The following is a 24,331-nucleotide window of genomic DNA, read 5'->3' on the forward strand; positions in this document are numbered from 1 at the left end:
CCCAACCCTCCCCTTCGCAGGGGAGGGAGCAGCCCGAGTTTTTTACTCCTCACCCTTCTCAGCGAGGAGCAGATCGGCGTCTTACTCGTAATCTGACATCGGTACACACGAACAGAACAAATTCCTGTCCCCGTACACGTCATCCAGACGTTTCACCGTCGGCCAGTACTTGTTGTCGTAACCGGCCGGGAATACCGCCACTTCGCGGGTGTACGGATGGTTCCAGTCGCTGACCAGCTCGTTCTGCACGTGCGGTGCATTCACCAGCGGGTTGTCTGCCAGAGGCCATTTGCCTTGCGCCACGCGGTCGATTTCACTGCGGATCGCCAGCAGCGCATCGATAAAGCGATCCAGTTCCACTTTGCTTTCTGATTCGGTTGGTTCAACCATCAGCGTACCGGCCACCGGGAAGGACATGGTCGGGGCATGGAATCCGTAGTCGATCAGACGCTTGGCGATATCCATTTCACTGATACCGGTCGTCTCTTTCAGCGGACGAATATCCAGAATGCATTCGTGCGCCACACGACCATCACGTCCGGTATACAGCACCGGATACGCGTCTTTCAGACGGGTCGCGATGTAGTTCGCATTCAGAATTGCCACCTGGCTGGCTTGTTTCAGACCTTCCGCGCCCATCATGCGGATATACATCCAGCTGATTGGCAGGATGGAAGCACTGCCGAACGGTGCCGCAGAAACCGCGCCGTTTTGCGTCAGCACGCCGTCAATCTGCACCACGCTGTGACCCGGAACGAACGGCGCCAGATGCGCTTTCACACCAATCGGGCCCATGCCAGGACCGCCGCCGCCGTGCGGGATACAGAAAGTTTTATGCAGGTTAAGGTGCGAGACGTCCGCGCCGATGTAACCCGGCGTGGTAATGCCGACCTGTGCGTTCATGTTCGCGCCGTCGAGGTAAACCTGACCGCCGTACTGATGCACAATCTGGCAAACTTCGCGGATAGTTTCTTCGTAAACGCCGTGCGTTGAAGGGTACGTCACCATGATACAAGACAGCTCATCGCCCGCTTTCGCCGCTTTCTCACGCAGGTCGCTCAGGTCGATGTTGCCCTGTTTATCACACGCAACCACTACGACGGTCATGCTCGCCATCTGCGCGGAAGCCGGGTTGGTGCCGTGCGCTGAACTTGGGATCAGGCAGATGTGACGACCGCTTTCGTTACGGCTTTCGTGGTAACGACGGATGGCCAGCAGACCCGCGTATTCGCCCTGCGCGCCGGAGTTTGGCTGCATGCAAACTGCGTCGTAACCGGTAAGCTGAACCAGCCATTGTGACAACTGACCAATCATCTGCTGATAACCGCCAGCCTGTTCTGTCGGACAGAACGGGTGCAGATCGGCAAATTCCGGCCAGGTTATCGGGATCATTTCTGCCGCAGCGTTCAGTTTCATGGTGCAGGAACCCAGCGGGATCATGGCCTGATTCAACGCCAGATCCTTTTTCTCCAGACGGTGCATATAACGCATCATCTCGGTTTCGCTGTGGTACTGGTTGAATACCGGATGGGTCAGGATCGGATCCACACGCAGCATCGCCGCAGGAATGGAGTTGCTGTCGGTCGATGCCGCCTTGTCCAGCTTGTCGATATCCAGACCGTTGTCGTCACCCAGCAGGGCAGCGAACAGAACCTGAACGTCTTCGCGGGACGTGGCTTCGTCGAGGGTGATACCGACTGCGCCGTGAATGTCAGTACGCAGGTTCAGACCGAAACTCAGTGCGCGCTCCAGCACAGCGGCTTTGTCTTTGACTTCAACAGTCAGCGTGTCAAACCAGGTGTTATGACGCAGCGTCAGGCCACCCTGTTTCAGGCCTGCGGCCAGAATGTCGGTCAGACGGTGAATACGTGACGCAATGCGTTTCAGGCCTTCTGGACCGTGGAATACCGCATACAGACTGGCAATATTCGCCAGTAAAACCTGCGAGGTACAAATGTTGGAGTTGGCTTTTTCGCGGCGGATATGTTGCTCGCGGGTCTGCATCGCCATACGCAGTGCAGTTTTGCCTGCGGCATCACGGGAAACCCCGATGATACGGCCCGGCATGGAACGTTTGAATTCGTCTACACAGGCGAAGAATGCCGCGTGCGGACCGCCGTAGCCCATCGGCACGCCAAAGCGTTGCGCGGAACCGAAGACCACGTCTGCGCCCTGCTTGCCCGGTGCGGCCAGCAGCACCAGCGCCATAATATCAGCGGCAACGCTGGTAATAATTTTGCGGGATTTCAGTTCGCCCAGCAGCGCGGTGTAATCGTGAACTTCACCGGTGGTGCCAACCTGCTGCAGCAGCACGCCGAACACGCCTTCCAGCTCGAGCACTTTTTCGGCTTTATCAACAATGATGTCAAAACCGAAGGTTTCCGCACGGGTACGCACCACATCCAGCGTTTGCGGATGCACGTCGTCTGCCACGAAGAAACGGTTGGCATCTTTGAGTTTGCTGGCACGTTTTGCCAGCGCCATCGCTTCGGCTGCGGCAGTCGCTTCATCAAGCAAAGAAGCAGAAGCCAGATCCAGCCCCGTTAAGTCTAAAGTCAGTTGCTGGAAGTTCAGCAGCGCTTCAAGACGGCCCTGTGATACTTCCGGCTGATACGGCGTGTACGCGGTGTACCAGCCCGGATTTTCCAGCATATTGCGCTGGATAACCGGCGGTGTCAGCACCGCGCTGTAACCCATACCGATGTAGGATTTATAGCGTTGATTCTGGCTGGCAATGGCTTTCAGCTCAGCCAGCGCCTGATGTTCCGTGACGGCATCACCGACAGCCGGCGGGCCAGGTAACTGGATATCGACCGGAACGATCTGCTGGATCAGCGCATTTAAAGAATCCGCACCGACCGTTTCCAGCATCTGTTGCTGCTGCTGAGAAGACGGACCGATGTGGCGGCCGATAAAGGCTTCGCTGTGTTCGAGTTGGCTGAGAGTCTGAGTCATTTGCTACGCATTCCTGAAATCTGCTGGAGGTGTCTTGGGATACTGACAAAAGCTACGGGTCTGGAACTGCCCCGCAAGCGGGTTGCGGGGCGGGTAATGCAATGTGTAATTACTCGTCGATGGACGCTGAGTAGGCTTGTGCATCAAGCAGCTTGGCCAGTTCGCTTTCGTCTGACGCTTTAATCTGGAACAGGAAACCGGTGCCGTATGGCTCGCTGTTGACCAGCTCCGGAGAACCTTCCAGTTCGCTGTTAACTGCAACGATTTCGCCGCTAATTGGAGAGTAAATATCTGACGCCGCTTTGACGGATTCAGCCACGGCGCAATCTTCACCGGCGGCAACTTCACGGCCGACTTCTGGCAGATCAACGAAAACCATATCGCCCAGTAACTCCTGTGCGTGTTCGGTGATGCCTACGGTATAAACGCCGTTGCCTTCTGAACGTATCCACTCGTGGGAGGATGCGTATTTCAAATCTGCTGGAACATTGCTCATGTTACTTTCTCCAAAAAAAGTGCTTAATTCAGCGTTAACCGGATAATTTTTATCACGAATTCGTTACTGCACCAGCGGTTTGCCGTTACGGACAAAACCGGGTTTGGTGACTTTTACCGGCATTTCACGGTTGCGGATCTGCACAATGGCATTTTCGCCAATGCCTGCCGGAACGCGTGCCAGTGCAATACTGTAGCCCAGCGTCGGAGAGAATGACCCGCTGGTGATCACGCCTTCCAGCGTGTTGCCCGCGCTGTCGGTGAATCGCACCGGCAGTTCGTTACGCAATACACCTTTCTCGGTCATCACCAGGCCGACCAGCTGTTCGGTGCCCTGCTCGCGCTGTCTTTCCAGTGCGTCACGGCCAATAAAGTGACGGTCTTCCGGTGTCCAGGCGATGGTCCAGCCCATGTTGGCCGCCAGCGGCGAAACGCCTTCGTCCATTTCCTGACCGTAGAGATTCATACCGGCTTCCAGACGCAGCGTGTCGCGCGCGCCCAGACCGGCGGGCTTCACGTCTGCTGCCAGCAATTTCTGCCAGAAATCCGCCACCTGCTCTTGCGGCAGCGCGATTTCATAACCCGCTTCGCCGGTATAACCGGTTGTCGCGATAAACAGGTCGCCGGACTGCACGCCAAAGAACGGCTTCATGCCCGCGACAGCTTGTTTTTGCCCGGCGGTAAACAAGGTTTCCGCTTTTTCTTTCGCCTGCGGCCCCTGTACAGCGACCAGCGCCAGATCATCACGCACCGTCAGTTCAACAGCGTACGGTTCTGCATGCTGCGAAATCCATGCCAGATCTTTCTCGCGGGTAGCGGAGTTAACCACCAGACGGAAATAATTTTCGTTGAGGAAGTAAACAATCAGGTCGTCGATCACGCCGCCGGACGCATTGAGCATACCGGTATAGAGCGCTTTGCCGGGAACGGTGAGTTTGGCGACATCGTTCGCCAGCAGGTAACGGAGGAATTCACGGGTACGGGCACCGTGGAGATCGACAATGGTCATGTGCGAGACGTCAAACATACCGGCATCCTGACGCACGATGTGGTGTTCATCCAGTTGGGAGCCGTAATGCAGAGGCATCATCCAGCCGTGGAAATCGACCATACGCGCACCGCACGCAACATGTTGTTCATAAAGCTGAGTCTGCTTAACCATCTTATTCCTCATTTGAATACAAATGCATAAACGGCACACCACGTAAAAACCCAAAATCATTCGTGTTAGATCAAGGCGGCAACTGAGTGAATCCCCGGGAGCATACATAAGTATGTGACCGGGGTTCGCGAAGGAAGCCAACGCGGAGATAGCTCGAATGATGACGGGATTTTGCGTGGTGGCGCAAACGATACCCTTGCTCGAACTTACCACTGAATCTCCCTGCTAACCATAAGTTAAAATATGCAGAGCAGAATGAATGTCAGTGATCTCACAAGGGCATTGTGCAGAGTTTTTGACTGGTAAACTGGGGTTTGTGGCGCAAAATCTACAAATAAACATCAAAAGTATCGATGTTATATAACGACAAGGCCGGATTTCTCACCATTTGCAGAATGAGAAATCCGGCCCCGGATTAGAAAATGTAATGGAAAAATTGAGCTAAAATTAGATTATTTCAATCGAAGCGAATCGTCCCGTAACCATTCCGGTAAATCATTCAGCCCCATTGCCTGGCGGACCAGTTTCGGCTTCACGCCCGGCAGGGAATCCGCCAGCGTCAGGCCAATATCACGCAGCAGTTTTTTGGCCGGATTGTCACCGGCAAACAGTTCGCGGAAGCCCTGCATCCCGGCAAGCATCAGCGCAGCGCTGTGTTTACGACGACGCTCGTAACGACGCAGGTACATGTGCTGGCCGAAATCTTTGCCTTCTTTTTGCAGGCGTTTGATTTCGGAGGCCAGTTCTGCGGCATCCATAAAACCTAAGTTGACACCCTGCCCGGCCAGCGGATGCACGGTGTGTGCCGCATCGCCCACCAGCGCCAGACGTTGTCCGGCAAAACTGCGGGCATAACGGCCGGTCAGCGGAAAGGTCACGCGATCGCTTTCTACGGTACAAATACCCAGACGCAGGTCAAAGGTACTGGCAAGGATTTTGTTGAACTCTTCCGGCTCAAGCGCACTCAGGCGCTGCGCTTCATCCGGTGACACTGACCAGACGATAGAAGACAGATGTGCATCCGCCAGCGGCAGAAATGCCAGAATACCTTCGCCGTGGAATACCTGCCTTGCGACAGACTGGTGCGGTTCTTCAGTGCGTATGGTCGCCACCAGTGCATGATGGCGATAATCCCAGAAGGTCAGCGGAATATCGGCGTGCTTACGCAGCCACGACTGTGCGCCATCCGCGCCGACCACTAAACGCGCGCTGAGCTGACGTTCATCACTCAGGGTAATGAAGGCTTCATTTTCTCCCCACGCCACATTTTTCAGTGTTGCCGGTGTGAGCAATGTGATGTCGGAAGATTTTTCCGCACGTTGCCACAAGGCGCGGTGGATCACCTGATTTTCAATAATATGGCCCAGATGGCTGAAACCGTATTCTTCGCCGCGGAACGCGATTTTGCCGAAGCTGTCGCGATCCCAGACTTCCATCCCCTGATAGGCATTGGCACGCTGCGCAATAATGTTGTCCCAGACGCCGATATATTTCAGCAGACGTTCACTGGCAGCATTGATCGCTGAAACCCGCAAGCCAGGCTGTTCCGGCAAGGGCGTATCAAGATCCGGCTGCTGATTTTCCAGTACGGCAACACGCAGACCGCTGCCCTGTAATCCGCACGCCAGCGCCAGACCAACCATTCCGCCACCGGCGATAACCACATCAAAAGATTGCATAATTTTTCCTGTAGGGATTAACGGTCAACCCAACCTAACGTTCTGCGAGTGAAAGCATCGCGTAATGGCGTAATGCCTTCCATCGCCAGTAAACCGAGATTGCGCCCGACCATTAACGGCAGCCAGCGGTTGGCAAAGAGGTGGATCAAGCCATCGGTAACGCCGACGGTTGCCTGCTGATCGGGCTGACGGCGCTGCTGATATTCACTCAGCACGCGGTAACTGCCGACATCGGCACCTTGTGCAGCAGCATTAGCCAGTGTTTCCGCCAGCGTCATGACGTCACGCAGACCGAGGTTAAAACCCTGTCCGGCAATCGGATGCAGCGTTTGCGCCGCGTTGCCAACCAGCGCCAGACGGTGGCTGATGTGACTATTGGCTTGCTGTAATTGCAGCGGATAACTGAACCGTTTACCGGCCTGCCGGAAGGTGCCCAGTCGCCAGCCGAAAGCTTTTTGCAACTCACTGAGGAACTGCGCTTCGCTCCAGTGATCAATCTTGCCTTTCGCTTCGCGCGGATGACACCAGACCAGTGAACTGCGGCCATCGGACATCGGCAGCAGTGCCAGCGGACCGTGTTGGGTGAAACGCTCGAAAGCACGATTGTGGTGCGGCTCGCTGGTCGCCACGTTGGCGATGACGGCAATCTGGCCATAATCTTCACGCTGCCAGCCAATATTGCAGGCTTTTGCCAGCGAAGAATGCGAACCGTCAGCGGCCACCAAAAGCTGTGCTGTCAGCGTTTGACCGCTGTCGAGCGTCACGCTGGCGGAATCTTGTGAACGCGCGACATCCATAACTTTCGCCGGACAATGCAGCGTGACGCCGGGTGCATTTTTCAGCATCGCAAACAGGCGCTTACCGACTTCATGCAACTCAACCACCTGCCCCAGCGCCTCGACGCCATAATGCGCGGCATTGAGATTCACAAAGGCCGCGTGACCACGATCGCTGACATGGATATCACGGATTGGCGTGGCGATTGCCGCCAGGGCAGACCAGATCCCCACCCGCGATAATTGCTGGCAGGTTCCCTGTGCCAGCGCAATCGAGCGGGCATCAAAGCCCGGGTGTCCGTGATGTTCCGGCGCAGTGGCTTCCACCAGATGCACCGCCAAACGTCCCTGCGTCAGCGAGGAAATCGCCAGCGCCAGCGTGGCACCGGTCATGCCGCCGCCAACAATTACGATGCTCATATTATTTCTTTGCCGCCGCCATTAACGCTTCAATATCATCGGCTTCTTTCACCACATCGCCGGTCAGAATTTCAATACCGGTGGTGGTGATCAGAATGTCGTCTTCAATACGGATACCGATGCCGCGGTACGCTTCCGGTACGTCGGCATCCGGCGCGATATACAGACCCGGTTCAACGGTCAGCACCATGCCCGGCTCCAGCGTACGGCTGCGATCCACTGAGCCATAATGGCCGACATCATGAACGTCCAGCCCCAGCCAGTGGGAAAGACCGTGCATGAAGAACTGGCGGTGTGCCTGCTCCGCGTAAAGGGTTTCAACATCACCTTTCATCACGCCCAGTTTGACCAGACCTTCAATCATCACGCGAACTGCGGCTTCGGTCGCGGCCTGAATGCTGCTGCCCGGCCCGAACACTTCCAGCGCTTTATATTCTGACGCCAGCACGATGTCGTAGATTTCGCGCTGCGCTTTGCTGAATTTGCCGTTCACCGGGAACGTGCGGGTGATATCACCGGCATAACCCTGATATTCACAACCAGCGTCAATCAGCACTAAATCGCCGTCACGCAGTTCACATTCGTTTTCGGTGTAATGCAGGATGCAGCCGTTTTCGCCGCCGCCCACAATGGTGTTATAGGAAGGATAACGTGCACCGTGACGGGTGAATTCGTGATGAATCTCGCCTTCAAGCTGATATTCGAACATGCCCGGACGGCATTTTTCCATCGCACGGGTATGGGCCAGCGCGGTGATGTGTCCGGCGCGGCGCATAACGGCAATCTCTTCAGCCGATTTGAACAGGCGCATGTCATGCACCCACGGACGCCAGTCGGTGACAGTGGCCGGGGCCGAGAGATTCTGACGGAAGCCTTTGCGCAGTTTTTCCATGGCACGGTTAACGATTTCATCCGCATAGGCGTAATCGCCCTGTGCGTGATACAGCACGTCGAGACCGTTAAGCAGCAGATGAAGCTGATCGTTGATATCATCAAAAGGCAGCGCTTTGGTCACGCCAAGCCTGGCGGGCGCGGCTTCCTGACCTAAACGACGACCAAACCAGATTTCAGCGGTGAGATCACGGACGCGGTTAAACAGGACGCTGTGGTTATGATTTTCATCACTTTTCACCAGGATCAATACCGCTTCCGGCTCATTGAAACCGGTGAAATACCAGAAATCACTGCTCTGACGATACGGGTATTCACTGTCGGCACTGCGTGGTGCTTCGGGCGCAGAAAAAATTACCGCAGCACTTCCCGGGGCCATCTTCGCTAACAGCGCCTGACGACGATTCTCGTACTCTTGCTGAGTCATCACCTTCTCCTGAAATCGTTTTAATGAGTGCAATCAGTTTATGTAATGCAATGTACCATCAATGCAAAGTACGGTGATTTTCCGCAGCCGTCGGGCGGCTGTGGCCAAATTCACCAAAGCACAGAATGGCGGCAACACGGACGTACTCCACCACTTCCTCTAAAGATTGCGCCAGTTGTTCCTGATCTTCATCTTCGTCGTAGCCCAGTTGCGCGATGCTGCGCAAATCGTCGATCGCTTCACCGACTTCGCCTTTCACTTTGGCGAGTTTTGGCTGCATCATGCCCAGGCCAAGCAGGAAATGGTTAACCCATCCGGCCAGCGCATCGGCACGCTCAAAGATGTGTTTTTCATCGTCGGGCATCAACATTTTGAATTCGAAGCTGTCATCTTCGAGAGTGTCTGACGTCACTTTGCGCAATTGTTGCAGCAAATCTGCCAGCGTGTGCGGGAAGGCCATACCTTCGTTAGTCAGATCATGCACCATCGTCAGCCAGCTGCCGTCGCGATTGCCACCGCACAGCAAACCACTGATCAAACCGTGCATTTCTGCTGCGGTCAAAGCAACCGATTGTTGTTTCAGGTTTTGATCCAACGAATCGTAAGTAGGGTAAGTATTCTCTATAGACATGCGCATTCGCCATCGTTGGCAGGTTAAGTTCGTGTTATGCTACCACCAAGGTCTGTCGTAGTACCAGATTAGCAGCCCGTGATGAGGTGGTCTTAAACATGAATGGCACGCTCTGAACAATCGGGCAGCAGTCAGCCGGTCATGGGGTTGTAACCTGGTATTGAGATAGTTATAGTGGCGCCCGCTTCCAACATCCTGCGCCAGGTCGTAGTGGTCACGTTGGGGCGGACGAATAAATCAGCAGGAAGGTGGCATGTCTGCACAACCGGTAGATATTCAAATTTTTGGTCGCTCTTTACGGGTGAATTGTCCGCCAGAACAACAGGAAGCACTGAATCTGGCAGCTGAAGATCTTAATCAGCGGTTGCAAGATCTGAAAGTTCGCACTAGAGTCACCAATACGGAGCAACTGGTATTCATCGCGGCATTGAACGTATGTCACGAACTTGCTCAGGAAAGGTTGAAAACGCGCGACTACGCATCCAATATGGAACAACGTATACGGATGTTGCAACAAACCATCGAGCAGGCATTGCTCGAACAAGGCCGGATCTCTGAACGTGAAGGGGCGCCTTTCGAATAACACACGTTGCTGACTGACTGGTCACAGGTCGTCAGAAACGGTAAAAAATTTCTCTGAGATGTTCGCCAGCGGGCCCGTCCCCTGAGCCGATAATTAGTACCAACAGAATGTGATGATCCGTAATCGGTGCGCATGCTCGGTCCGTCCGAGAAGCCTAAAGATTGCGACAGCACGTTCACCTTGAACCATGGGTTCAAGGGTTACAGCCTGCGACGGCATCTCGGAGATTCCCCTTTCTTTTTGGTACATCCCTTTCTGGTGTTTGTATCTATGCCCTACACGCCGCTTTTTGCTTCTGCCCGACAAACCATCCGCAGTGAAATACGCCAACGCAGAAATACGCTGACCGCTGAACAGCAAACTCATTTTGCGCTGCAGGCTGCAGAACGCGTTGCAACCCATCCGAAAATTCAGTCCGCCAGTTCAGTCTCCCTGTTTCTGTCCTTTGATGGTGAGCTGGATACCGCACCGTTGATCGCCCGTTTGTGGAACGAAGGCAAACAGCTTTGTCTGCCAGTGCTGCACCCTTTCTCGCCGGGTAATCTGCTTTTTCTGCGTTATACGCCCGATACGACGCTGGTGCGCAACCGGCTCAACATTCTTGAGCCACAACTGGATGTCACGCAGGTGATCCCACTGGCGCAGCTTGATATCATCCTGACACCGCTGGTGGCGTTCGACAGTGCGGGGCAACGTTTAGGTATGGGTGGTGGCTTTTATGACCGCACACTTGAGCGCTGGAAAGAAGGCGGGCCGTATCCGATCGGATTAGCGCACGATTGTCAGCATGTCGATGCTTTACCGGTGGAACACTGGGATGTGCCTTTACCTGAGGTCATCACGCCTGGAAAAGTGTGGAGATGGTGATGCCAGACGATATAAATCCACGGTAAGCAGAGTGCCAGCCAGAAATAGAAAGCACACCTCATAAGTATGTTGTAACTAAGCTTGAAATCCGCACGTCTCCCTCGCTTTTTAAAAACCCAACCAATTGAAATTAATAATACTTTCTCTTTATACATACCGTTACATGCCGAAACCAATCACTCACGGACAGCAAGGTTTGTCACGCCTATTATTCTCACATCGGCCCCGCAGTGGGGTAGACACACAAACCAAGATCCCTGAGGAATTAAAGATGAAAAAAGTATTAGCTCTGGTTGTAGCCGCTGCAATGGGCCTGTCTTCTGTCGCTTTCGCTGCTGAAACTACCGCAACGCCGGCACCTGCTGCTACCACAACCACCGCAGCTCCGGCTCATGCCACTAAGCATAAAGCACACAAGAAACCTGTTCAGAAAGCGCAAGCTGCCAAGAAACACAAAAAAGCCGCTAAAAAAGCGCCAGTCGCTCAGAAGGCGCAGGCGGCTAAGAAACACGTGAAACACGCTAAAAAAGCGGCTCCTGTTGCTCAGAAAGCGCAGGCGGCTAAGAAGCACGTGAAACACGCTAAGAAAGCGGCTCCTGTTGCTCAGAAGGCGCAGGCGGCTAAAAAGCACGTGAAACATGCTAAGAAAGCTGCTCCGGCTAAAGCAACTCCGGCAGCATAAGAAGTCACTAAGAAGTCTTTGTGAACGAATCTGTTCACTCTTATCAAGACTGAAAAATTTAACACCCGGTTCGCCGGGTGTTTTTTTCTCCGTTTTCTGCCCTGAGGTACTGACAGATGATGCTGCGCCGCTACCTGTTCGAAATCACTTTTTCATCAATGATCCTCTGCGGTCTGATTACCCTGTCCTTTTACTTCTGACGTTTTGATCCCCCCTTTATTCCCTCTGCAGACATTTTTTAACGCCCTGATGCCATAAAACAAAAAACCGCCTTTCGGCGGTTGGTATTTTGTCTGTTTCAGAAAGGCTTATCAGTAAAGCAAACGGGCACGAATGGTTCCCGGAATCGCCTTCATCAGTTGCAGCGCGGTAGTCAGCGTATTGATATCCGTTTCCGCATCAATCACCACATAACCGATTTCTGGGCTGGTTTGCAGGTACTGCGCAGCAATGTTGATACCCTGTTCCGCAAAAATCTGGTTGATGCTGGTCAGCACACCCGGACGATTTTCGTGGATATGCAGCAGACGGCTGGCTTTCTCGGTGTGCGCTGGCAGAGACGCTTCCGGGAAGTTGACCGCTGACAGTGTAGAACCGTTGTCAGAGTATTTCGCCAGTTTGCCTGCCACTTCGAGGCCGATACCTTCCTGCGCTTCCATCGTTGAACCGCCGATATGCGGCGTCAGCAGCACGTTGTCAAATTCACACAGCGGAGAATTGAACGGGTCACTGTTAGTCGCCGGTTCTTCCGGGAAGACGTCGATAGCCGCACCGGAAAGATGTTTGTTACGCAGCGCATTGCACAGAGCAGGAATGTCGATGACCGTACCGCGTGAGGCGTTGATTAACAACGCGCCCGGCTTCATCTGCGCCAGTTGCAACTCGGAGATCATGTCTTTGGTTCCGGCTGTTTCCGGCACATGCAGCGTGACCACGTCGCTGGTATTGAGCAATTCTTCCAGTGTGGCAATCGGCTGCGCGTTGCCCAAAGGCAGTTTGCTTTCGATGTCATAATAGAAGACGCGCATCCCCAGGCTTTCCGCCAGGATCCCCAGTTGCGTACCAATGTGGCCGTAACCGATAATGCCCAGACGCTTGCCGCGCGCTTCGAACGAGCCGACGGCTAATTTGTTCCAGACACCACGGTGCGCCTTGGCGTTAGCTTCAGGAATGCCACGCATCATCAGCAGCATTTCGCCCAGCACCATTTCGGCAACCGAACGGGTGTTGGAGAAGGGTGCGTTAAAGACCGGAATACCGCGACGGGTCGCAGCTTTCAGATCTACCTGATTGGTGCCGATACAGAAACACCCAACAGCCACCAGTTTTTCTGCTGCCTGGAACACTTCTTCAGTCAGCTGAGTACGCGATCGGAGTCCAACAAAGTGCGCATCACGGATCGATTCTTTCAGCGATTGCGTGTCTAAAGCACCTTTGTGAAATTCAATATTGGTGTAACCCGCGGCACGGAGTGTATCAACCGCACTTTGGTGGACGCCTTCCACTAACAAAAATTTAATCTTGTCTTTCTCAAGTGATACTTTTGCCATTTCCCGACCCTATATTTTTCTGGCTGAATTCGAACTGCAAGATGACTGCTCACAGTCAACATAACAAAAAATCCGCCATCATCAATACAAACGATTGCCTGCCCCCCAGCAGAAGGCTCAGCACGCCTGCCGGTTTTTAGCATTTCATGCTGGTTCAATTTTACTGTGCCAGACGTTCAGGAGGAGAAATACAGAAATGTGACATAAGTCACCAAATTAAAGCCTTTGAAGAAAAGATGATTCAGTCAGAAAATTATCATCTTCATAACATTGCGTTATGACAGCGCAATGACGAGGCTTAGGCTGGCTGCCTTGCCCTAAAGCAGCCAGATCTTCTGCTTATATTCTGATTACTTCAGTTTGACGGTTTTGACACCTTCAGAAGTCCCGACCAGCGCCACGTCAGCACCCCGGTTGGCGAACAGGCCGACAGTCACAACACCGGCAATACTGTTGATCTTATTTTCCATCGCGACGGCATCAAGAATGTTCAGGTTATGCACATCAAGGATCACGTTGCCATTGTCTGTCAGCACATTCTGGCGGTATTCCGGCAGGCCGCCGAGTTTAACCAGTTCACGCGCAACATAAGAGCGCGCCATTGGGATCACTTCCACCGGCAGCGGGAATTTACCCAGCACATCAACCTGCTTGGAAGCATCCACGATACAGATGAATTTTTTGGCAATCGCGGCAATGATTTTTTCGCGGGTCAGCGCAGCGCCACCCCCTTTGATCATCTGCATCGAGCCGTTGATTTCATCCGCGCCATCGACATACACATCCAGCGAATCCACTTCATTGCTGTCGAAAACATGAATACCCAGACTCTTCAGTTTTGCGGTAGAGGCATCGGAGCTTGAAACCGCACCTTCAATCTGGCCTTTGATGGAACCCAGTGCATCAATGAAATGTGCGGCGGTGGATCCGGTACCGACACCGACAATGGTGCCCGGCGTGACGTAATCCAGTGCGGCCCAGCCGACTGCTTTTTTCAATTCTTCCTGCGTCATAATGGCTTCTCTGTCTGATAACACGTAAGTGGCGTGAATAGTTCGGTGGAACGAAGAGTGCCGGTGATTATAAAGCATGTCCCGGCAATTTGGATAAACAACACCGCAGCCAGATCACACTTATTAAGTGCAATTGTGCTGCAAACACAAAGATTTTCCTCACCACAAATCCTGACAATCTGTGGCATAGTGTTCGGATAAAATTAAATCTAAGGGACAGAACTCCGATGAAACGCCCGGACTATAGAACGCTGCAGGCACTGGACGCGGTGATCCGTGAGCGCGGTTTTGAGCGCGCAGCGCAGAAGCTTTGCATCACACAATCGGCCGTCTCTCAGCGCATTAAGCAACTGGAAAATTTGTTTGGCCAGCCGCTGCTGGTTCGTACCGTTCCACCCCGGCCGACTGAACAGGGACAGAAATTACTGGCCTTGTTACATCAGGTGGAATTACTGGAAGAAGAGTGGCTTGGCAGTGACAGCAACAATGAAAGCAATGATACACCTCTGCTGCTTTCACTGGCGGTCAACGCCGACAGTCTGGCAACCTGGCTGTTACCGGCGCTGAAATCAGTGCTGGTTGATTCCCCTATCCGCCTGAATTTACAGGTGGAAGACGAAACGCGCACGCAGGAACGTCTGCGTCGTGGTGAAGTGGTGGGCGCGGTAAGTATTCAACCCCAGCCACTGCCGAGCTGTCTGGTGGATCAGCTTGGTGCGCTGGACTATTTGTTTGTGGGTTCGAAACCTTTTGCTGATCGCTATTTCCCGAACGGCGTTACCCGCTCCGCCTTGCTGAAAGCGCCTGCGGTAGCGTTTGACCATCTGGACGATATGCATCAGGCCTTCCTGCAACAGAACTTCGATTTATCGCCGGGCAGCGTGCCGTGCCACATCGTTAACTCGTCGGAAGCCTTTGTGCAACTGGCCCGTCAGGGCACCACCTGCTGCATGATCCCGCATCTGCAAATCGAGAAAGAGTTGGAAAGCGGCGAGCTGATCGACCTGACGCCCGGCCTGTTCCAGCGCCGTATGCTTTACTGGCACCGTTTTGCGCCCGAAAGCCGCATGATGCGTAAAGTCACCGATGCACTGATCGCCCACGGACATCAGGTGTTGCGTCAGGACTGACAGAATTATCCGGCGTGAAAAGCGGCGTTTAACCGCTTTTCTCCCGGACCATCTCGATCAATGCCCGCAGGCTCGCGGGCACATGCCGGTTGCCCGCGAAGTAGAGAAACAAACCGGGGATTGGCGGGCACCAGTCTTCCAGCACTGCAATCAGCCGCCCTTCTTTCAGCGCAACCTGCGCATAATCTTCAGGAACATACGCGATCCCCAGCCCGTCCTGTGCGGCCTCAATCATCAGTTGCGTATTATCCAGCGTCAGATTTCCCGGCACATCCACCGCCACTTCCTGCCCGCGTTTGTGGAACTCCCAGCGATAGCGTTTTCCGCTGGGCAGGCGCTGACGCAGACACTGATGGCGGGCGAGATCATCCGGCGTTTCAGGGGCGGGATGCGCCGCAAGATAATCCGGCGAAGCCACGGTCAGAAAGCGCATGTCGGGGCTGAGCCGCACAGCGATCATGTCCCGTGGAACCGCTTCTCCCAGCCGGATCCCTGCGTCAAACCCTTCCCCGACAATATCCACCAGCTTTCCTTCCGCCACCAGATCCAGCGCCACACCGGGATAACGCGCCATGAATTGCGGCACAATATTGCGCAACAACAAGCGGATAGCGCCCTCGCTGCCGTTGATACGTAATTCACCCGTCAGCCGCCCCGGCTCGCCCGCCACGTCTTCCAGCGCCGCATCAAGCCCGTTCATCAGCGGATTAATCCGTTTCAGCAGGCGTTCACCCGTTTCGGTCAGTGACACACTGCGCGTCGTGCGGTGCAAAAGGCGTGCGCCAAGACGATCTTCAAGCCCGCGCATAATATGGCTGAGCGAGGATCGGGTAATGCCTAAAAGATCGGCGGCACGGCGGAAACTGCGGTGTTCAGCAACCGCCATAAAGGCCCTGAGTTCTGCCAGGGTCGGTTTGCTCAATAATGGTTTGCTCATTGGTGGGGAATATTCACCTGTTCATGCGGGTTATTGGGTATTAACGCAACAATAGTATTGCCCTACCCTGAATGTCTGGCAACTTCTGCAACAGAGGCATTTGATAATGGCAAAGACATGGTTTATTACCGGCACATCGACCGGCCTTGGACGTCTGCTCACTGAACAGCTACTTGAGCGCGGTGACCGGGTGATCGCCACCTTACGCAAGCCGGGTGCGCTTGACGCCTTACAGGCGATCTATGGCGATCAGTTGCATAGCATCACGCTCGACGTCACAGACACTCCGGCAATCAGAGCAGCCGTTGCCGGAGCATTCGCTAAGATGGGACGTATTGATGTCGTGGTCAGCAATGCCGGTTATGGCCTGTTCGGCGCAGGCGAAGAAACCAGTGACGAACAAATCGACAGGCAGATCGCCACTAACCTGGTGGGTTCGATCCAGCTTATCCGCGCCGTTTTACCCTACCTGCGCGGACAAGGTGGCGGCCGGATTGTGCAGGTTTCATCGGAAGGCGGACAGATCGCTTATCCCAACTTCAGTCTTTATCATGCGACCAAATGGGGGATTGAAGGGTTTGTCGAATCCGTTGCGCAGGAAGTGGCACCGTTTGGCATTGATTTCCTGATCGTGGAACCCGGCCCGACCAGCACAGAATTTGGCGCCGGGCTGGATCATGCCACGCCCTTGCCGTGCTATGAAAAGACACCCGCCGGTGAGGTACGCCGGGCGATGGCATCCGGTGATTTCGCCATTAAAGGTGACGCGGTAAATACTGTCCGGGCGATGATCACCGCTGCCGATGCCGTCAGTCCGCCACTACGTCTGGCGCTGGGCAGTACCGCTTATGCCTCGATCAGCCAGGCGCTGACAGAAAGATTGCGGGTGCTGGAAGCACAGAAACAGGTGACGTTTTCAGCCGATAAAGAAGTCCGACAGGCAACATAAAAGGTCAGAAACAAAAAACCCGCCGGAGCGGGTTTTTTCATTTTTACAGAATCATTCTTACTGAGCCGGAGCCGGAGCAGGTGCCTGAGGCTGCAATTCGAATACCACATCGACCTGATCGTCGAAATGAATACTTTGCTGCTCGTAGGTTTGCGCGACATCGCTCTGCCCTGCGGCTTCGGCGGTTTTATACATACGCGCCACCGGCATCGGCTGGTAGTTAGCAACGTGATAACGAATGCTGTAAACCGGCCCCAGTTTGGTATGGAAACCTTCGGCCAGCGATTTTGCCTGCTGCGTGGCGTTTTCAATCGCTTTCTGACGCGCTTCATCACGGAATTTATCCGGATTGGCGACGCCCAGTTCAACCGCACGCACTTCATTCAGGCCGGATTTCAGCGCGCCATCCAGCAGTTCATTCAGCTTGTCGAGCTGACGCAAAGTTACCTGAACCTGACGCACGGCGCGGTAGCCCTTGAGCTGTGACGTGCCATCTTTCAGGTAGTTATATTCCGGCTGAGTACGCAGGTTCGCCGCATTGATATCTTTTTTCTCAATGCCGTTTTTCTGCAGGAAAGCAAAGTACTCTGCCACGCGTTCATCAGCCTGCTTCTTGGCGCTGGCTGAATCGTTCGCTGACACGCTGACTTCGATCGCCAGCGTCGCGATATCCGGCGTGGCATCCACGCTTGCGGTGCCTGACGTCACGACGTGCGGCCCGGCAGGTAATTCTGCCGCCTGTAACGCCAGCGGTAATGTCCCTAATCCCAACATCGCTGCTACAGCCAATGCTTTCAGTTTCACAGTGCCTCCATTAATCATCAAAGATCTGGCAATAGATAGGTCAAACAATCTGCGAAACCGTAGCATAATCCGTTACAACAGAAACTAAGATTAGTGACAAAACTTAAAATACCCCGGTCTGACGCGCCAGTTGTATTGCAATTCCCCACATGATCACGCCGACGATAAAGTTGATGACGCGCTGCACTTTGCCGGTATTCAGCCAGGGCGCGAGCATGGCGGCGAGAATGGCCAGCCCGAAGAACCACATCACCGATGCACTGACCGCACCGAGTGCAAACCATGAACGCTCATCATGGCTGAGACTGCCGCCCAGACTGCCGAGCACCACGAAAGTATCGAGATAAACATGCGGATTCAGCCAGGTCACCGCCAGCATGCTGACGACAATTTTCCAGCGACTTTGCTTCGCCACTTCAGCCTGCGCCAGTTCGGGGTTTTTGCTGAATGCCGTGCGAAATGCGCCCCAGCCATACCACAGTAAAAATGCCACGCCCCCCCAGCTCACCAGCAACAGCAACGTCGGAGATTTGCTCAGCAACGCGCTTCCGCCAAAAATGCCGCCGCAAATCAGCGCGATGTCACTCAGGGCGCACAAACCGGCGATCATCAGATGATACTGACGACGGATGCCCTGATTCATCACAAATGCATTCTGCGGGCCAATGGGTAAAATCATCGCGGCGCTCATCGCCAGTCCTTGCAGGAAAATAGCCAGCATGGGATATCCTTCAGAGAGTGAATAACAGAGATTGCGCGCAGTGTAAGGGCTTAGCCGGTATAAGAGGAAATGGATATTTCTAATCGCTCATTAGACTGGCTTATCAGTGGCAGGATGATTTTTCAGGCATGAAAAAGGCGCCCGCAGGCGCCTGTGAAAATCTGAATCCGGGAAGCATACTTTATTCGAAAGTGCGTCGTTCTTCCTGCTGGTTGCCCGCCGCATTCGCCACCTGATACAGGTGAACATCCATCTGCGGATACGCAATATTGATATTATTTTTATCCAGCGCGCGTTTGAACGATTCCAGCAGATCCCATTTCACGTTCTGTGCATCACCGTTGCTGGTCCAGGCGTACACAATGAAATTCAGGGTTGAAGCTGCCATTTCGTTGAGGCGAACCACGACGTCTTTATCTTTCAAAACACGCTGATCGGCCGTGATGATGTCGGTCAGGATCGTTTTCACCAGATCGATGTCAGAGTCATAACCCACGCCCACCGTCAGCTCGATACGGCTGGTCGGTTCGCGTGAATTATTGATGATGTTACCGGCGATGATTTTACCATTCGGCACCACAATGATTTTGTTGTCCGGCGTACGCAGGGTAGTGGAAAAAATTTGTACCTGAGTGACGGTACCGGCCACGCCGCCGAGATCGACATATTCACCGGCACGGAACGGACGGAAGATCACCAGCAAAACACCGGCCGCAAAGTTGGACAGCGACCCCTGTAATGCCAGACCGACAGCCAGACCGGCGGCACCGATGACGGCAATCACGGACGTGGTTTGCACGCCAATCCGCCCCAGAACCGCAATCAGCGTGAAGGCGATAATCGCGTAACGCACCATGGCGGAAAGGAAGTCGGAAACGGTGATGTCAATACCACGAACTTTTAAGACCCGGCTGACGGCACCGGAAACGACACGGGCGATAATCATCCCCACAATCAGAATGAAGATCGCTGCCACAATATTCACCGCGTAATGAAGCAGTAACGCCTGGTTTCTCACCAACCAGTTGCCAGCATTATTGATGCTGCCCACAACGTTTAAATCATCCATTTAAAGTACCCCAAAATTACACCCTCACGGGCTGCAAGAAACCAAAGCTGCCCCGTTTAACGAGGCAGCAAGTGTCCTGTAAGGTTAACTAACAATGCGATGAAGTGCCAATTTCGCAGCAAAGAGTTCAGATAAATTAAGAATTTGCGTGGCTGTTTTTTAACGGTTCAGGGGTTTTGAATGCCTGAAGGGGGCCGCGGCCGCTCAGCGTAAAGGCTGCGATCACCGTGAAGGTCAGCGCGATGACTCCGAGGATCAGATAGGTGCCGTGGAAACCGATTCGGTCATACATGTTGCCCGCGAAAACGGACATAAAGATGATCGCCACCTGTTTGAAGAAGCAAAAAGTCACCAGATAAATCGTCGCCGAGAAACGCACTTCAAATACTGAGGTGATGTACTTGAAGCAACCGACAATCAGGAACGGCACCTCAAACATGTGCAAGGTTTTCAGCACCACCACTTCCAGCGGCGATGACGCGAAAGACGAGCCGATGATGCGCACTGACATGATGGTACCGGCCAGCAGCAAAGCATTCTTGCCACCAATGCGGTTTACTATCAGCGGTGCGAAAAACATGATGCAGGCGTTGAGCAGTTCGCCCATCGTGGTCACATAGCCAAAGACGCGCGTCCCTTCAGAAGATGACGTGAAGAAGGAGGTAAAGAAGTTGGCAAACTGCTGATCGAACACGTCGTACGTACAGGAAACACCGATGACGTACAGCGCCAGGAACCACAGCTTCTTGTCTTTCAGCAGTTCGAGGGCGAGTTTGAGATTGAACGGTTTGCTGTTCGCCCCCAGTTCGTTGGCCACGCGCGCGCTGGACGTGACTTCCGGTTTGGCGATCAGCAACAGGATGGCGAGGATCACCGCACAGCCGGAGCCGAGCCAGAACACAAATTCATTGTTGATGGTAAACATGATGCCGACCACCGATGCGCAAAGCGCCCAGCCGACACAACCGAACATACGTGCACGGCCAAATTCAAAGCTGCTGCGACGGCTGACTTTCTCGATATAGGCTTCAATCGCAGGCGCACCGGCGTTGTAAATCAGGCCAAGGTAAATCCCGCCCACCACCGAACCGAGATAGATATTAATTTTCAGTAACGGCCCAAACACGTAGATAAAGAATGGCGCAAACAGGATCAGCATGCCGGTGATGATCCACAGCAAATGCTTTTTCAGCCCCAGTTTATCGGCGAGTAAACCAAACACCGGCTGGAACAACAGTGAGAACAGCGAAATGCTGGCGAAGATAATGCCGGTGTCGCTTTTGCTGATCTGATTAATATCATGCAGCCAGATCGGGAAGAACGGGAAATAAGCACCCATGATGAAAAAGTAAAAGAAGAAGAACAGCCCGAACATCCAAAAGTTAGTATTTTTCAGGTAATACATAAGCATTTTCCTTACGTCTGAATATCGCGCCGCCGGGGATTAACATGGCGGCGCAGGCTGTCAGGCACGTTTCCAGGTGAACGAATAATGGTACTGACCGGCTGTCAGCAGGAAATCAGGGCTGACGCTCGGGCTCCACGAATCATCACCGCCGACGCCCATATGGAAGCCGTCGATGTTCAGCCAGGTGCCCTCTTCTTCACGCAACAGGTGACGATGGCTGGTGTCCATCAACTGTTGCAGGCTGTAGCGGCTCAGGCCAAAGTGGAAATTGCCACGCAGCGTCCATCCGGCGTAATCCAGCTCACGGGTCTCTCCGCGCAGACCGTTTTCGGTCGGGAAAACGTAAGGCGTGTACATCTCGGTCAACGGCAAATTCCAGCGCCCGTGCTGCGCAGCCAGACGGCGATCCGGGTAGTTTTCATGCGGTCCCAGGCCCAGCCAGCTAACGTTTTTTGCGGTTTCAGCCAACTGACAGGTCAGGCCAATGCGCCCCGGTGACGGCACGTTTGATGCCACGCGAACCTCCGCGCTGATATGCAGTTCGCCCTGATTATCAATGCGGAAAATCTTGCGGCTCAGCAGTCGCGTTTCTTCCTCCGCCATAAACGCATGAGTGGTCGTGATCACTACCCCGTCCTGTAACTGATCGGCGGAGATGTTTAATAAACGCGATTCCAGGTGGTACATACCCGCTGCTTTCCAGCGCTCAACCCAGGCATTCGGGTCAATACGGGTGACTTCGCTGACACCGATATCGTTATCTACCGGCGCACGGACAAACTGGTCGCGCAAGGCGGAAAGCAGGCGCGGCGTTTTGCCATCGAACCACTGTTCCAGCAATCCGCTTTGCTGACTGAACTGCCAGCACTGCGCGCCGTGCAGTACGGAAATCACATCACCTTGCTGATCGAGAACCGGCGTGGCGGCAGAGATTTTTTCCGGCACCGGCAATATCAGCGGTTGCGGCAACTGCCATTGATCCCAGGCACTGCGGTGTCCGGCTTCTGACCACGCAGTTGCCTGTGGCTGGTGTACCGCAACATTCAGCCACAAATCGCCTTCTGCCTGCGGCATATCCCCCAGATCCAACGTTTGCTTGCCGTTGGGCGCGATATTCAGTACCGCCTCGCCCTGTGAAATGACTTCGCCGTCACGTTCAATGCGCCAGACTAACTGCTCATTATCACTGTGCCGGAACAGGTATTCGCTTTGTATTTCAATCATCAAAGGCGAAGTGCCTGTGAGCGAGAACTGGAAAAATTGCTGGGCGCGCTGGGCTTCAAATAAGGACGGATGCGGAGTGCGGTCAGCGAATACCAGACCGTTCATGCAGAACTGCCGGTCATTTGGCGTATCACCAAAATCGCCGCCGTAGGCCATATAACGCTCACCGTTTTCGCTGGTGCGCAGCAGACTCTGATCAACCCAGTCCCAGACAAAACCGCCCTGCAGACGCGGGAACTGACGGAACGCTTTCCAGTATTTATCAAAGCCGCCAAAGCTGTTGCCCATCGCATGGGCGTATTCGCAGAGGATCAGCGGACGCGTTTCGTCCGGCATGCTGATCCACTTTTTAATCGACCATTTCGGTACCGCCGGGAACGGCTGATCCTGCTCAACGCGGGAATACATCGGGCAGATAATGTCGGTCGCCGCGCTGTTGGCGCCGCCGCCTTCGTACTGCACCGGACGGGTCGGATCGACAGATTTGATCCAGCGGTACAGCGCGTCATGAGTGGCGCCATGACCGGACTCATTGCCCAGTGACCAGATGATGATGCACGGATGATTGCGGTCGCGCTGAACCATGCGCGTCACGCGTTCGCTGAAGGCGTTGAACCACACCGGATCATCCGACAGACGGTTCATCGGCTGCATGCCGTGGGTTTCGATATTGGCTTCATCCACGACGTACAGACCGTATTCGTCACAGAGCCGGTACCACAGCGGATGGTTCGGATAATGCGAGCAGCGCACGGCGTTGAAGTTGTGTTGCTTCATCAGCACAATGTCCCGGCGCATGGTGGCCTCATCCATCACCTGACCGTTTTCAGGATGATGTTCGTGGCGGTTGGTGCCGCGGATCAATACCGGCTGGCCGTTCACTTTCAGCAGCCCGTTGCTGATTTCCACCTGACGGAAACCGACGTCACAGGCCTCGGCTTCAATAAGCTGGCCCTGCGGAGAAATCAGGGAAATGACAGCACGGTATAAAGCGGGCTGTTCAGCGCTCCATAATGCGGGCCGGCTGACCGGCAGACGCAGCGTGGTGCGGTCAAATGCCGTCCCGCGTTCATCAATGATTTCACTGCCGAGCGGTTGCTGATGTTCTGCGACCGGTTTATCGCCCTGCCACAACTGGACGCGCACCTGATAATCAGCCGCGGTGTCCGGCGGTACCGCGGCGCTGACTTGCACTTCCAGTTCGGCCTGCGTGAAGCCGTAGAACAGATGCGTGCGCACCTGCATGTCAGTAATTTGCTCTGCCGGTTTATGCAGCAAGGTGACATCGCGGAAAATCCCGCTCATGCGCCACATATCCTGATCTTCCAGATAGCTGCCGTCGCTCCAGCGCAGCACCATCACCGCCAGCCGGTTTTCACCCGCATGCAGCACATGACTGAGATCGAATTCCGCCGGTAAACGGCTGTCCTGGGAATAGCCGACCCACTGACCGTTGCACCATAAATAGAACGCAGAATTGACGCCGTTAAACACGATGCGCGTCTGCCCGCTGCTCAGCCAGTCATTATCCACAGAAACTGTGAGCGAGTAACAACCGGTAGGGTTTTCTTCCGGCACAAACGGCGGATTGACCGGGATCGGATACTGAACGTTGGTATAAATCGGCGCGTCGTATCCCGCCAGTTGCCAGTTAGAGGGCACCTGCACAGCATCGGCCTCAGCCAGATCCTGTTGCAGCCATTGCTCCGGCACGGCTTCAGGACGGTTAAAATAGCTGAACGTCCACTCGCCATTCAGGTTACGAATTTTTCCTGAAGCCTTGTTGCTTCTCGCTTCCTCTGCATTTCGCCAGCTGTTGAACGGCGGGTGTGCGGGTAATCGGTTGCACTGCGTCGAGGCCGGTTTTTCCCAGTCACGGCGGGCCAGAACAGTGGCCAGCGATGATAATTTATCTTCCGCTGATGGATTCATAATATCTCCCCGTTAAATTGTTATGC

21 protein-coding genes and 1 other RNA gene are annotated in these 24,331 nt (G+C 54.2%); 7 read left to right on the plus strand and 15 right to left on the minus strand.

The genetic code is table 11. The features are described from left to right. Positions 1 to 81: 81 nt before the first annotated feature. From gcvP to GW591_RS12410, 7 genes are all read right to left on the minus strand, one after another. Positions 82 to 2,955: an aminomethyl-transferring glycine dehydrogenase gene (gene gcvP / locus GW591_RS12380; RefSeq protein WP_166860672.1), complete on the minus strand. Its 2,874-nt coding sequence runs from the start codon at positions 2,953 to 2,955 to the stop codon at positions 82 to 84. 109 nt (positions 2,956 to 3,064) lie between these two features. After that, positions 3,065 to 3,451, minus strand: a complete 387-nt coding sequence (gene gcvH, locus GW591_RS12385; RefSeq protein ID WP_112150869.1) for a glycine cleavage system protein GcvH — start codon at positions 3,449 to 3,451, stop codon at positions 3,065 to 3,067. A 63-nt stretch (positions 3,452 to 3,514) separates the two neighbouring features. After that, on the minus strand, positions 3,515 to 4,612 hold the full coding sequence (gcvT, locus tag GW591_RS12390) for a glycine cleavage system aminomethyltransferase GcvT (protein ID WP_119261922.1): 1,098 nt from the start codon (positions 4,610 to 4,612) through the stop codon (positions 3,515 to 3,517). A gap of 452 nt (positions 4,613 to 5,064) precedes the next feature. Then, complete coding sequence (ubiI, locus tag GW591_RS12395) at positions 5,065 to 6,291, minus strand: FAD-dependent 2-octaprenylphenol hydroxylase (RefSeq protein WP_112150871.1); 1,227 nt, start codon at positions 6,289 to 6,291, stop codon at positions 5,065 to 5,067. A 17-nt stretch (positions 6,292 to 6,308) separates the two neighbouring features. After that, positions 6,309 to 7,487, minus strand: coding sequence for a 2-octaprenyl-6-methoxyphenyl hydroxylase (ubiH, locus tag GW591_RS12400; protein ID WP_013576785.1), 1,179 nt, complete (start codon positions 7,485 to 7,487; stop codon positions 6,309 to 6,311). Between the two features lies 1 nt (position 7,488). Then, positions 7,489 to 8,805, minus strand: coding sequence for a Xaa-Pro aminopeptidase (gene pepP / locus GW591_RS12405; protein ID WP_013576786.1), 1,317 nt, complete (start codon positions 8,803 to 8,805; stop codon positions 7,489 to 7,491). Between the two features lie 58 nt (positions 8,806 to 8,863). Next, a complete protein-coding gene (locus GW591_RS12410; RefSeq protein WP_015690331.1) occupies positions 8,864 to 9,436 on the minus strand; it encodes a YecA/YgfB family protein in 573 nt (190 codons plus the stop codon). Between the two features lie 253 nt (positions 9,437 to 9,689). Here GW591_RS12410 and zapA point away from each other — a divergent pair, with 253 nt between their 5' ends. The 5 genes from zapA (at position 9,690) to ydgU (ending at position 11,768) form a co-directional block, all read left to right on the plus strand. Beyond that, a complete protein-coding gene (gene zapA / locus GW591_RS12415; RefSeq protein WP_013576788.1) occupies positions 9,690 to 10,019 on the plus strand; it encodes a cell division protein ZapA in 330 nt (109 codons plus the stop codon). Between the two features lie 47 nt (positions 10,020 to 10,066). Further along, positions 10,067 to 10,250: non-coding RNA, 6S RNA (gene ssrS, locus GW591_RS12420), on the plus strand. 39 nt (positions 10,251 to 10,289) lie between these two features. After that, the gene (locus GW591_RS12425) at positions 10,290 to 10,886 is read left to right on the plus strand and encodes a 5-formyltetrahydrofolate cyclo-ligase (protein WP_119261923.1); all 597 of its coding nucleotides are present in this window, start codon (positions 10,290 to 10,292) and stop codon (positions 10,884 to 10,886) included. 271 nt (positions 10,887 to 11,157) lie between these two features. Next, positions 11,158 to 11,568, plus strand: coding sequence for an acid resistance repetitive basic protein Asr (gene asr / locus GW591_RS12430; RefSeq protein WP_013576790.1), 411 nt, complete (start codon positions 11,158 to 11,160; stop codon positions 11,566 to 11,568). A 119-nt stretch (positions 11,569 to 11,687) separates the two neighbouring features. Continuing rightward, the gene (gene ydgU, locus GW591_RS24290; protein WP_455769640.1) at positions 11,688 to 11,768 is read left to right on the plus strand and encodes a small membrane protein YdgU; all 81 of its coding nucleotides are present in this window, start codon (positions 11,688 to 11,690) and stop codon (positions 11,766 to 11,768) included. A 111-nt stretch (positions 11,769 to 11,879) separates the two neighbouring features. On the opposite strand, the gene serA is transcribed toward ydgU, so the two are convergent. After that, positions 11,880 to 13,118 carry a phosphoglycerate dehydrogenase gene (gene serA, locus GW591_RS12435; protein WP_013576791.1) on the minus strand — a complete coding sequence of 413 codons (1,239 nt, stop codon included), beginning with the start codon at positions 13,116 to 13,118 and terminating at the stop codon, positions 11,880 to 11,882. A 350-nt stretch (positions 13,119 to 13,468) separates the two neighbouring features. Further along, positions 13,469 to 14,131: a ribose-5-phosphate isomerase RpiA gene (gene rpiA, locus GW591_RS12440; RefSeq protein ID WP_013576792.1), complete on the minus strand. Its 663-nt coding sequence runs from the start codon at positions 14,129 to 14,131 to the stop codon at positions 13,469 to 13,471. 227 nt (positions 14,132 to 14,358) lie between these two features. Here rpiA and GW591_RS12445 point away from each other — a divergent pair, with 227 nt between their 5' ends. After that, positions 14,359 to 15,261 carry a LysR family transcriptional regulator ArgP gene (locus GW591_RS12445; RefSeq protein ID WP_013576793.1) on the plus strand — a complete coding sequence of 301 codons (903 nt, stop codon included), beginning with the start codon at positions 14,359 to 14,361 and terminating at the stop codon, positions 15,259 to 15,261. Between the two features lie 28 nt (positions 15,262 to 15,289). Here GW591_RS12445 and GW591_RS12450 read toward each other — a convergent pair whose 3' ends face one another. Beyond that, entirely contained in the window at positions 15,290 to 16,198 is a 909-nt protein-coding gene (locus tag GW591_RS12450; protein ID WP_015690335.1) for a LysR family transcriptional regulator, read from the minus strand. 106 nt (positions 16,199 to 16,304) lie between these two features. Between GW591_RS12450 and GW591_RS12455 the strand changes: the two genes are divergently transcribed. Next, positions 16,305 to 17,147 (plus strand): SDR family oxidoreductase, encoded by an 843-nt coding sequence (locus tag GW591_RS12455; RefSeq protein ID WP_166860676.1) that lies wholly within the window; start codon positions 16,305 to 16,307, stop codon positions 17,145 to 17,147. 57 nt (positions 17,148 to 17,204) lie between these two features. Here GW591_RS12455 and GW591_RS12460 read toward each other — a convergent pair whose 3' ends face one another. The 5 genes from GW591_RS12460 to GW591_RS12480 all read right to left on the minus strand — a co-directional run bounded on the left by GW591_RS12460 (position 17,205) and on the right by GW591_RS12480 (position 24,305). Then, positions 17,205 to 17,951, minus strand: a complete 747-nt coding sequence (locus GW591_RS12460) for an oxidative stress defense protein (RefSeq protein WP_013576796.1) — start codon at positions 17,949 to 17,951, stop codon at positions 17,205 to 17,207. Between the two features lie 103 nt (positions 17,952 to 18,054). Next, entirely contained in the window at positions 18,055 to 18,672 is a 618-nt protein-coding gene (argO, locus tag GW591_RS12465; RefSeq protein ID WP_013576797.1) for an arginine exporter ArgO, read from the minus strand. 181 nt (positions 18,673 to 18,853) lie between these two features. Continuing rightward, positions 18,854 to 19,741, minus strand: a complete 888-nt coding sequence (gene mscS / locus GW591_RS12470; protein ID WP_013576798.1) for a small-conductance mechanosensitive channel MscS — start codon at positions 19,739 to 19,741, stop codon at positions 18,854 to 18,856. A 136-nt stretch (positions 19,742 to 19,877) separates the two neighbouring features. Beyond that, a complete protein-coding gene (locus GW591_RS12475) occupies positions 19,878 to 21,146 on the minus strand; it encodes an MFS transporter (protein ID WP_112150877.1) in 1,269 nt (422 codons plus the stop codon). A gap of 60 nt (positions 21,147 to 21,206) precedes the next feature. Further along, a complete protein-coding gene (locus GW591_RS12480; RefSeq protein WP_166860680.1) occupies positions 21,207 to 24,305 on the minus strand; it encodes a beta-galactosidase in 3,099 nt (1,032 codons plus the stop codon). Between the last annotated feature and the right edge of the window lie 26 nt (positions 24,306 to 24,331).

Source organism: Rahnella aceris (assembly GCF_011684115.1).
GTDB lineage: Bacteria > Pseudomonadota > Gammaproteobacteria > Enterobacterales > Enterobacteriaceae > Rahnella > Rahnella aceris.

What these genes read in the sequence shown, in the direction of transcription:
- GW591_RS12445 (WP_013576793.1), top strand. Translation starts at nt 14,359, where the DNA reads ATGAAACGCCCGGACTATAGAACGCTGCAGGCACTGGACGCGGTGATC.
- zapA (WP_013576788.1), top strand. Translation starts at nt 9,690, where the DNA reads ATGTCTGCACAACCGGTAGATATTCAAATTTTTGGTCGCTCTTTACGG.
- GW591_RS12475 (WP_112150877.1), bottom strand. Translation starts at nt 21,146, where the DNA reads ATGTATTACCTGAAAAATACTAACTTTTGGATGTTCGGGCTGTTCTTC.
- pepP (WP_013576786.1), bottom strand. Translation starts at nt 8,805, where the DNA reads ATGACTCAGCAAGAGTACGAGAATCGTCGTCAGGCGCTGTTAGCGAAG.
- GW591_RS12455 (WP_166860676.1), top strand. Translation starts at nt 16,305, where the DNA reads ATGGCAAAGACATGGTTTATTACCGGCACATCGACCGGCCTTGGACGT.
- gcvH (WP_112150869.1), bottom strand. Translation starts at nt 3,451, where the DNA reads ATGAGCAATGTTCCAGCAGATTTGAAATACGCATCCTCCCACGAGTGG.
- mscS (WP_013576798.1), bottom strand. Translation starts at nt 19,741, where the DNA reads ATGGATGATTTAAACGTTGTGGGCAGCATCAATAATGCTGGCAACTGG.
- gcvP (WP_166860672.1), bottom strand. Translation starts at nt 2,955, where the DNA reads ATGACTCAGACTCTCAGCCAACTCGAACACAGCGAAGCCTTTATCGGC.
- GW591_RS12410 (WP_015690331.1), bottom strand. Translation starts at nt 9,436, where the DNA reads ATGTCTATAGAGAATACTTACCCTACTTACGATTCGTTGGATCAAAAC.
- GW591_RS12480 (WP_166860680.1), bottom strand. Translation starts at nt 24,305, where the DNA reads ATGAATCCATCAGCGGAAGATAAATTATCATCGCTGGCCACTGTTCTG.
- ubiI (WP_112150871.1), bottom strand. Translation starts at nt 6,291, where the DNA reads ATGCAATCTTTTGATGTGGTTATCGCCGGTGGCGGAATGGTTGGTCTG.
- rpiA (WP_013576792.1), bottom strand. Translation starts at nt 14,131, where the DNA reads ATGACGCAGGAAGAATTGAAAAAAGCAGTCGGCTGGGCCGCACTGGAT.
- argO (WP_013576797.1), bottom strand. Translation starts at nt 18,672, where the DNA reads ATGCTGGCTATTTTCCTGCAAGGACTGGCGATGAGCGCCGCGATGATT.
- serA (WP_013576791.1), bottom strand. Translation starts at nt 13,118, where the DNA reads ATGGCAAAAGTATCACTTGAGAAAGACAAGATTAAATTTTTGTTAGTG.
- gcvT (WP_119261922.1), bottom strand. Translation starts at nt 4,612, where the DNA reads ATGGTTAAGCAGACTCAGCTTTATGAACAACATGTTGCGTGCGGTGCG.
- GW591_RS12425 (WP_119261923.1), top strand. Translation starts at nt 10,290, where the DNA reads ATGCCCTACACGCCGCTTTTTGCTTCTGCCCGACAAACCATCCGCAGT.
- asr (WP_013576790.1), top strand. Translation starts at nt 11,158, where the DNA reads ATGAAAAAAGTATTAGCTCTGGTTGTAGCCGCTGCAATGGGCCTGTCT.
- ydgU (WP_455769640.1), top strand. Translation starts at nt 11,688, where the DNA reads ATGCTGCGCCGCTACCTGTTCGAAATCACTTTTTCATCAATGATCCTC.
- ubiH (WP_013576785.1), bottom strand. Translation starts at nt 7,487, where the DNA reads ATGAGCATCGTAATTGTTGGCGGCGGCATGACCGGTGCCACGCTGGCG.
- GW591_RS12450 (WP_015690335.1), bottom strand. Translation starts at nt 16,198, where the DNA reads ATGAGCAAACCATTATTGAGCAAACCGACCCTGGCAGAACTCAGGGCC.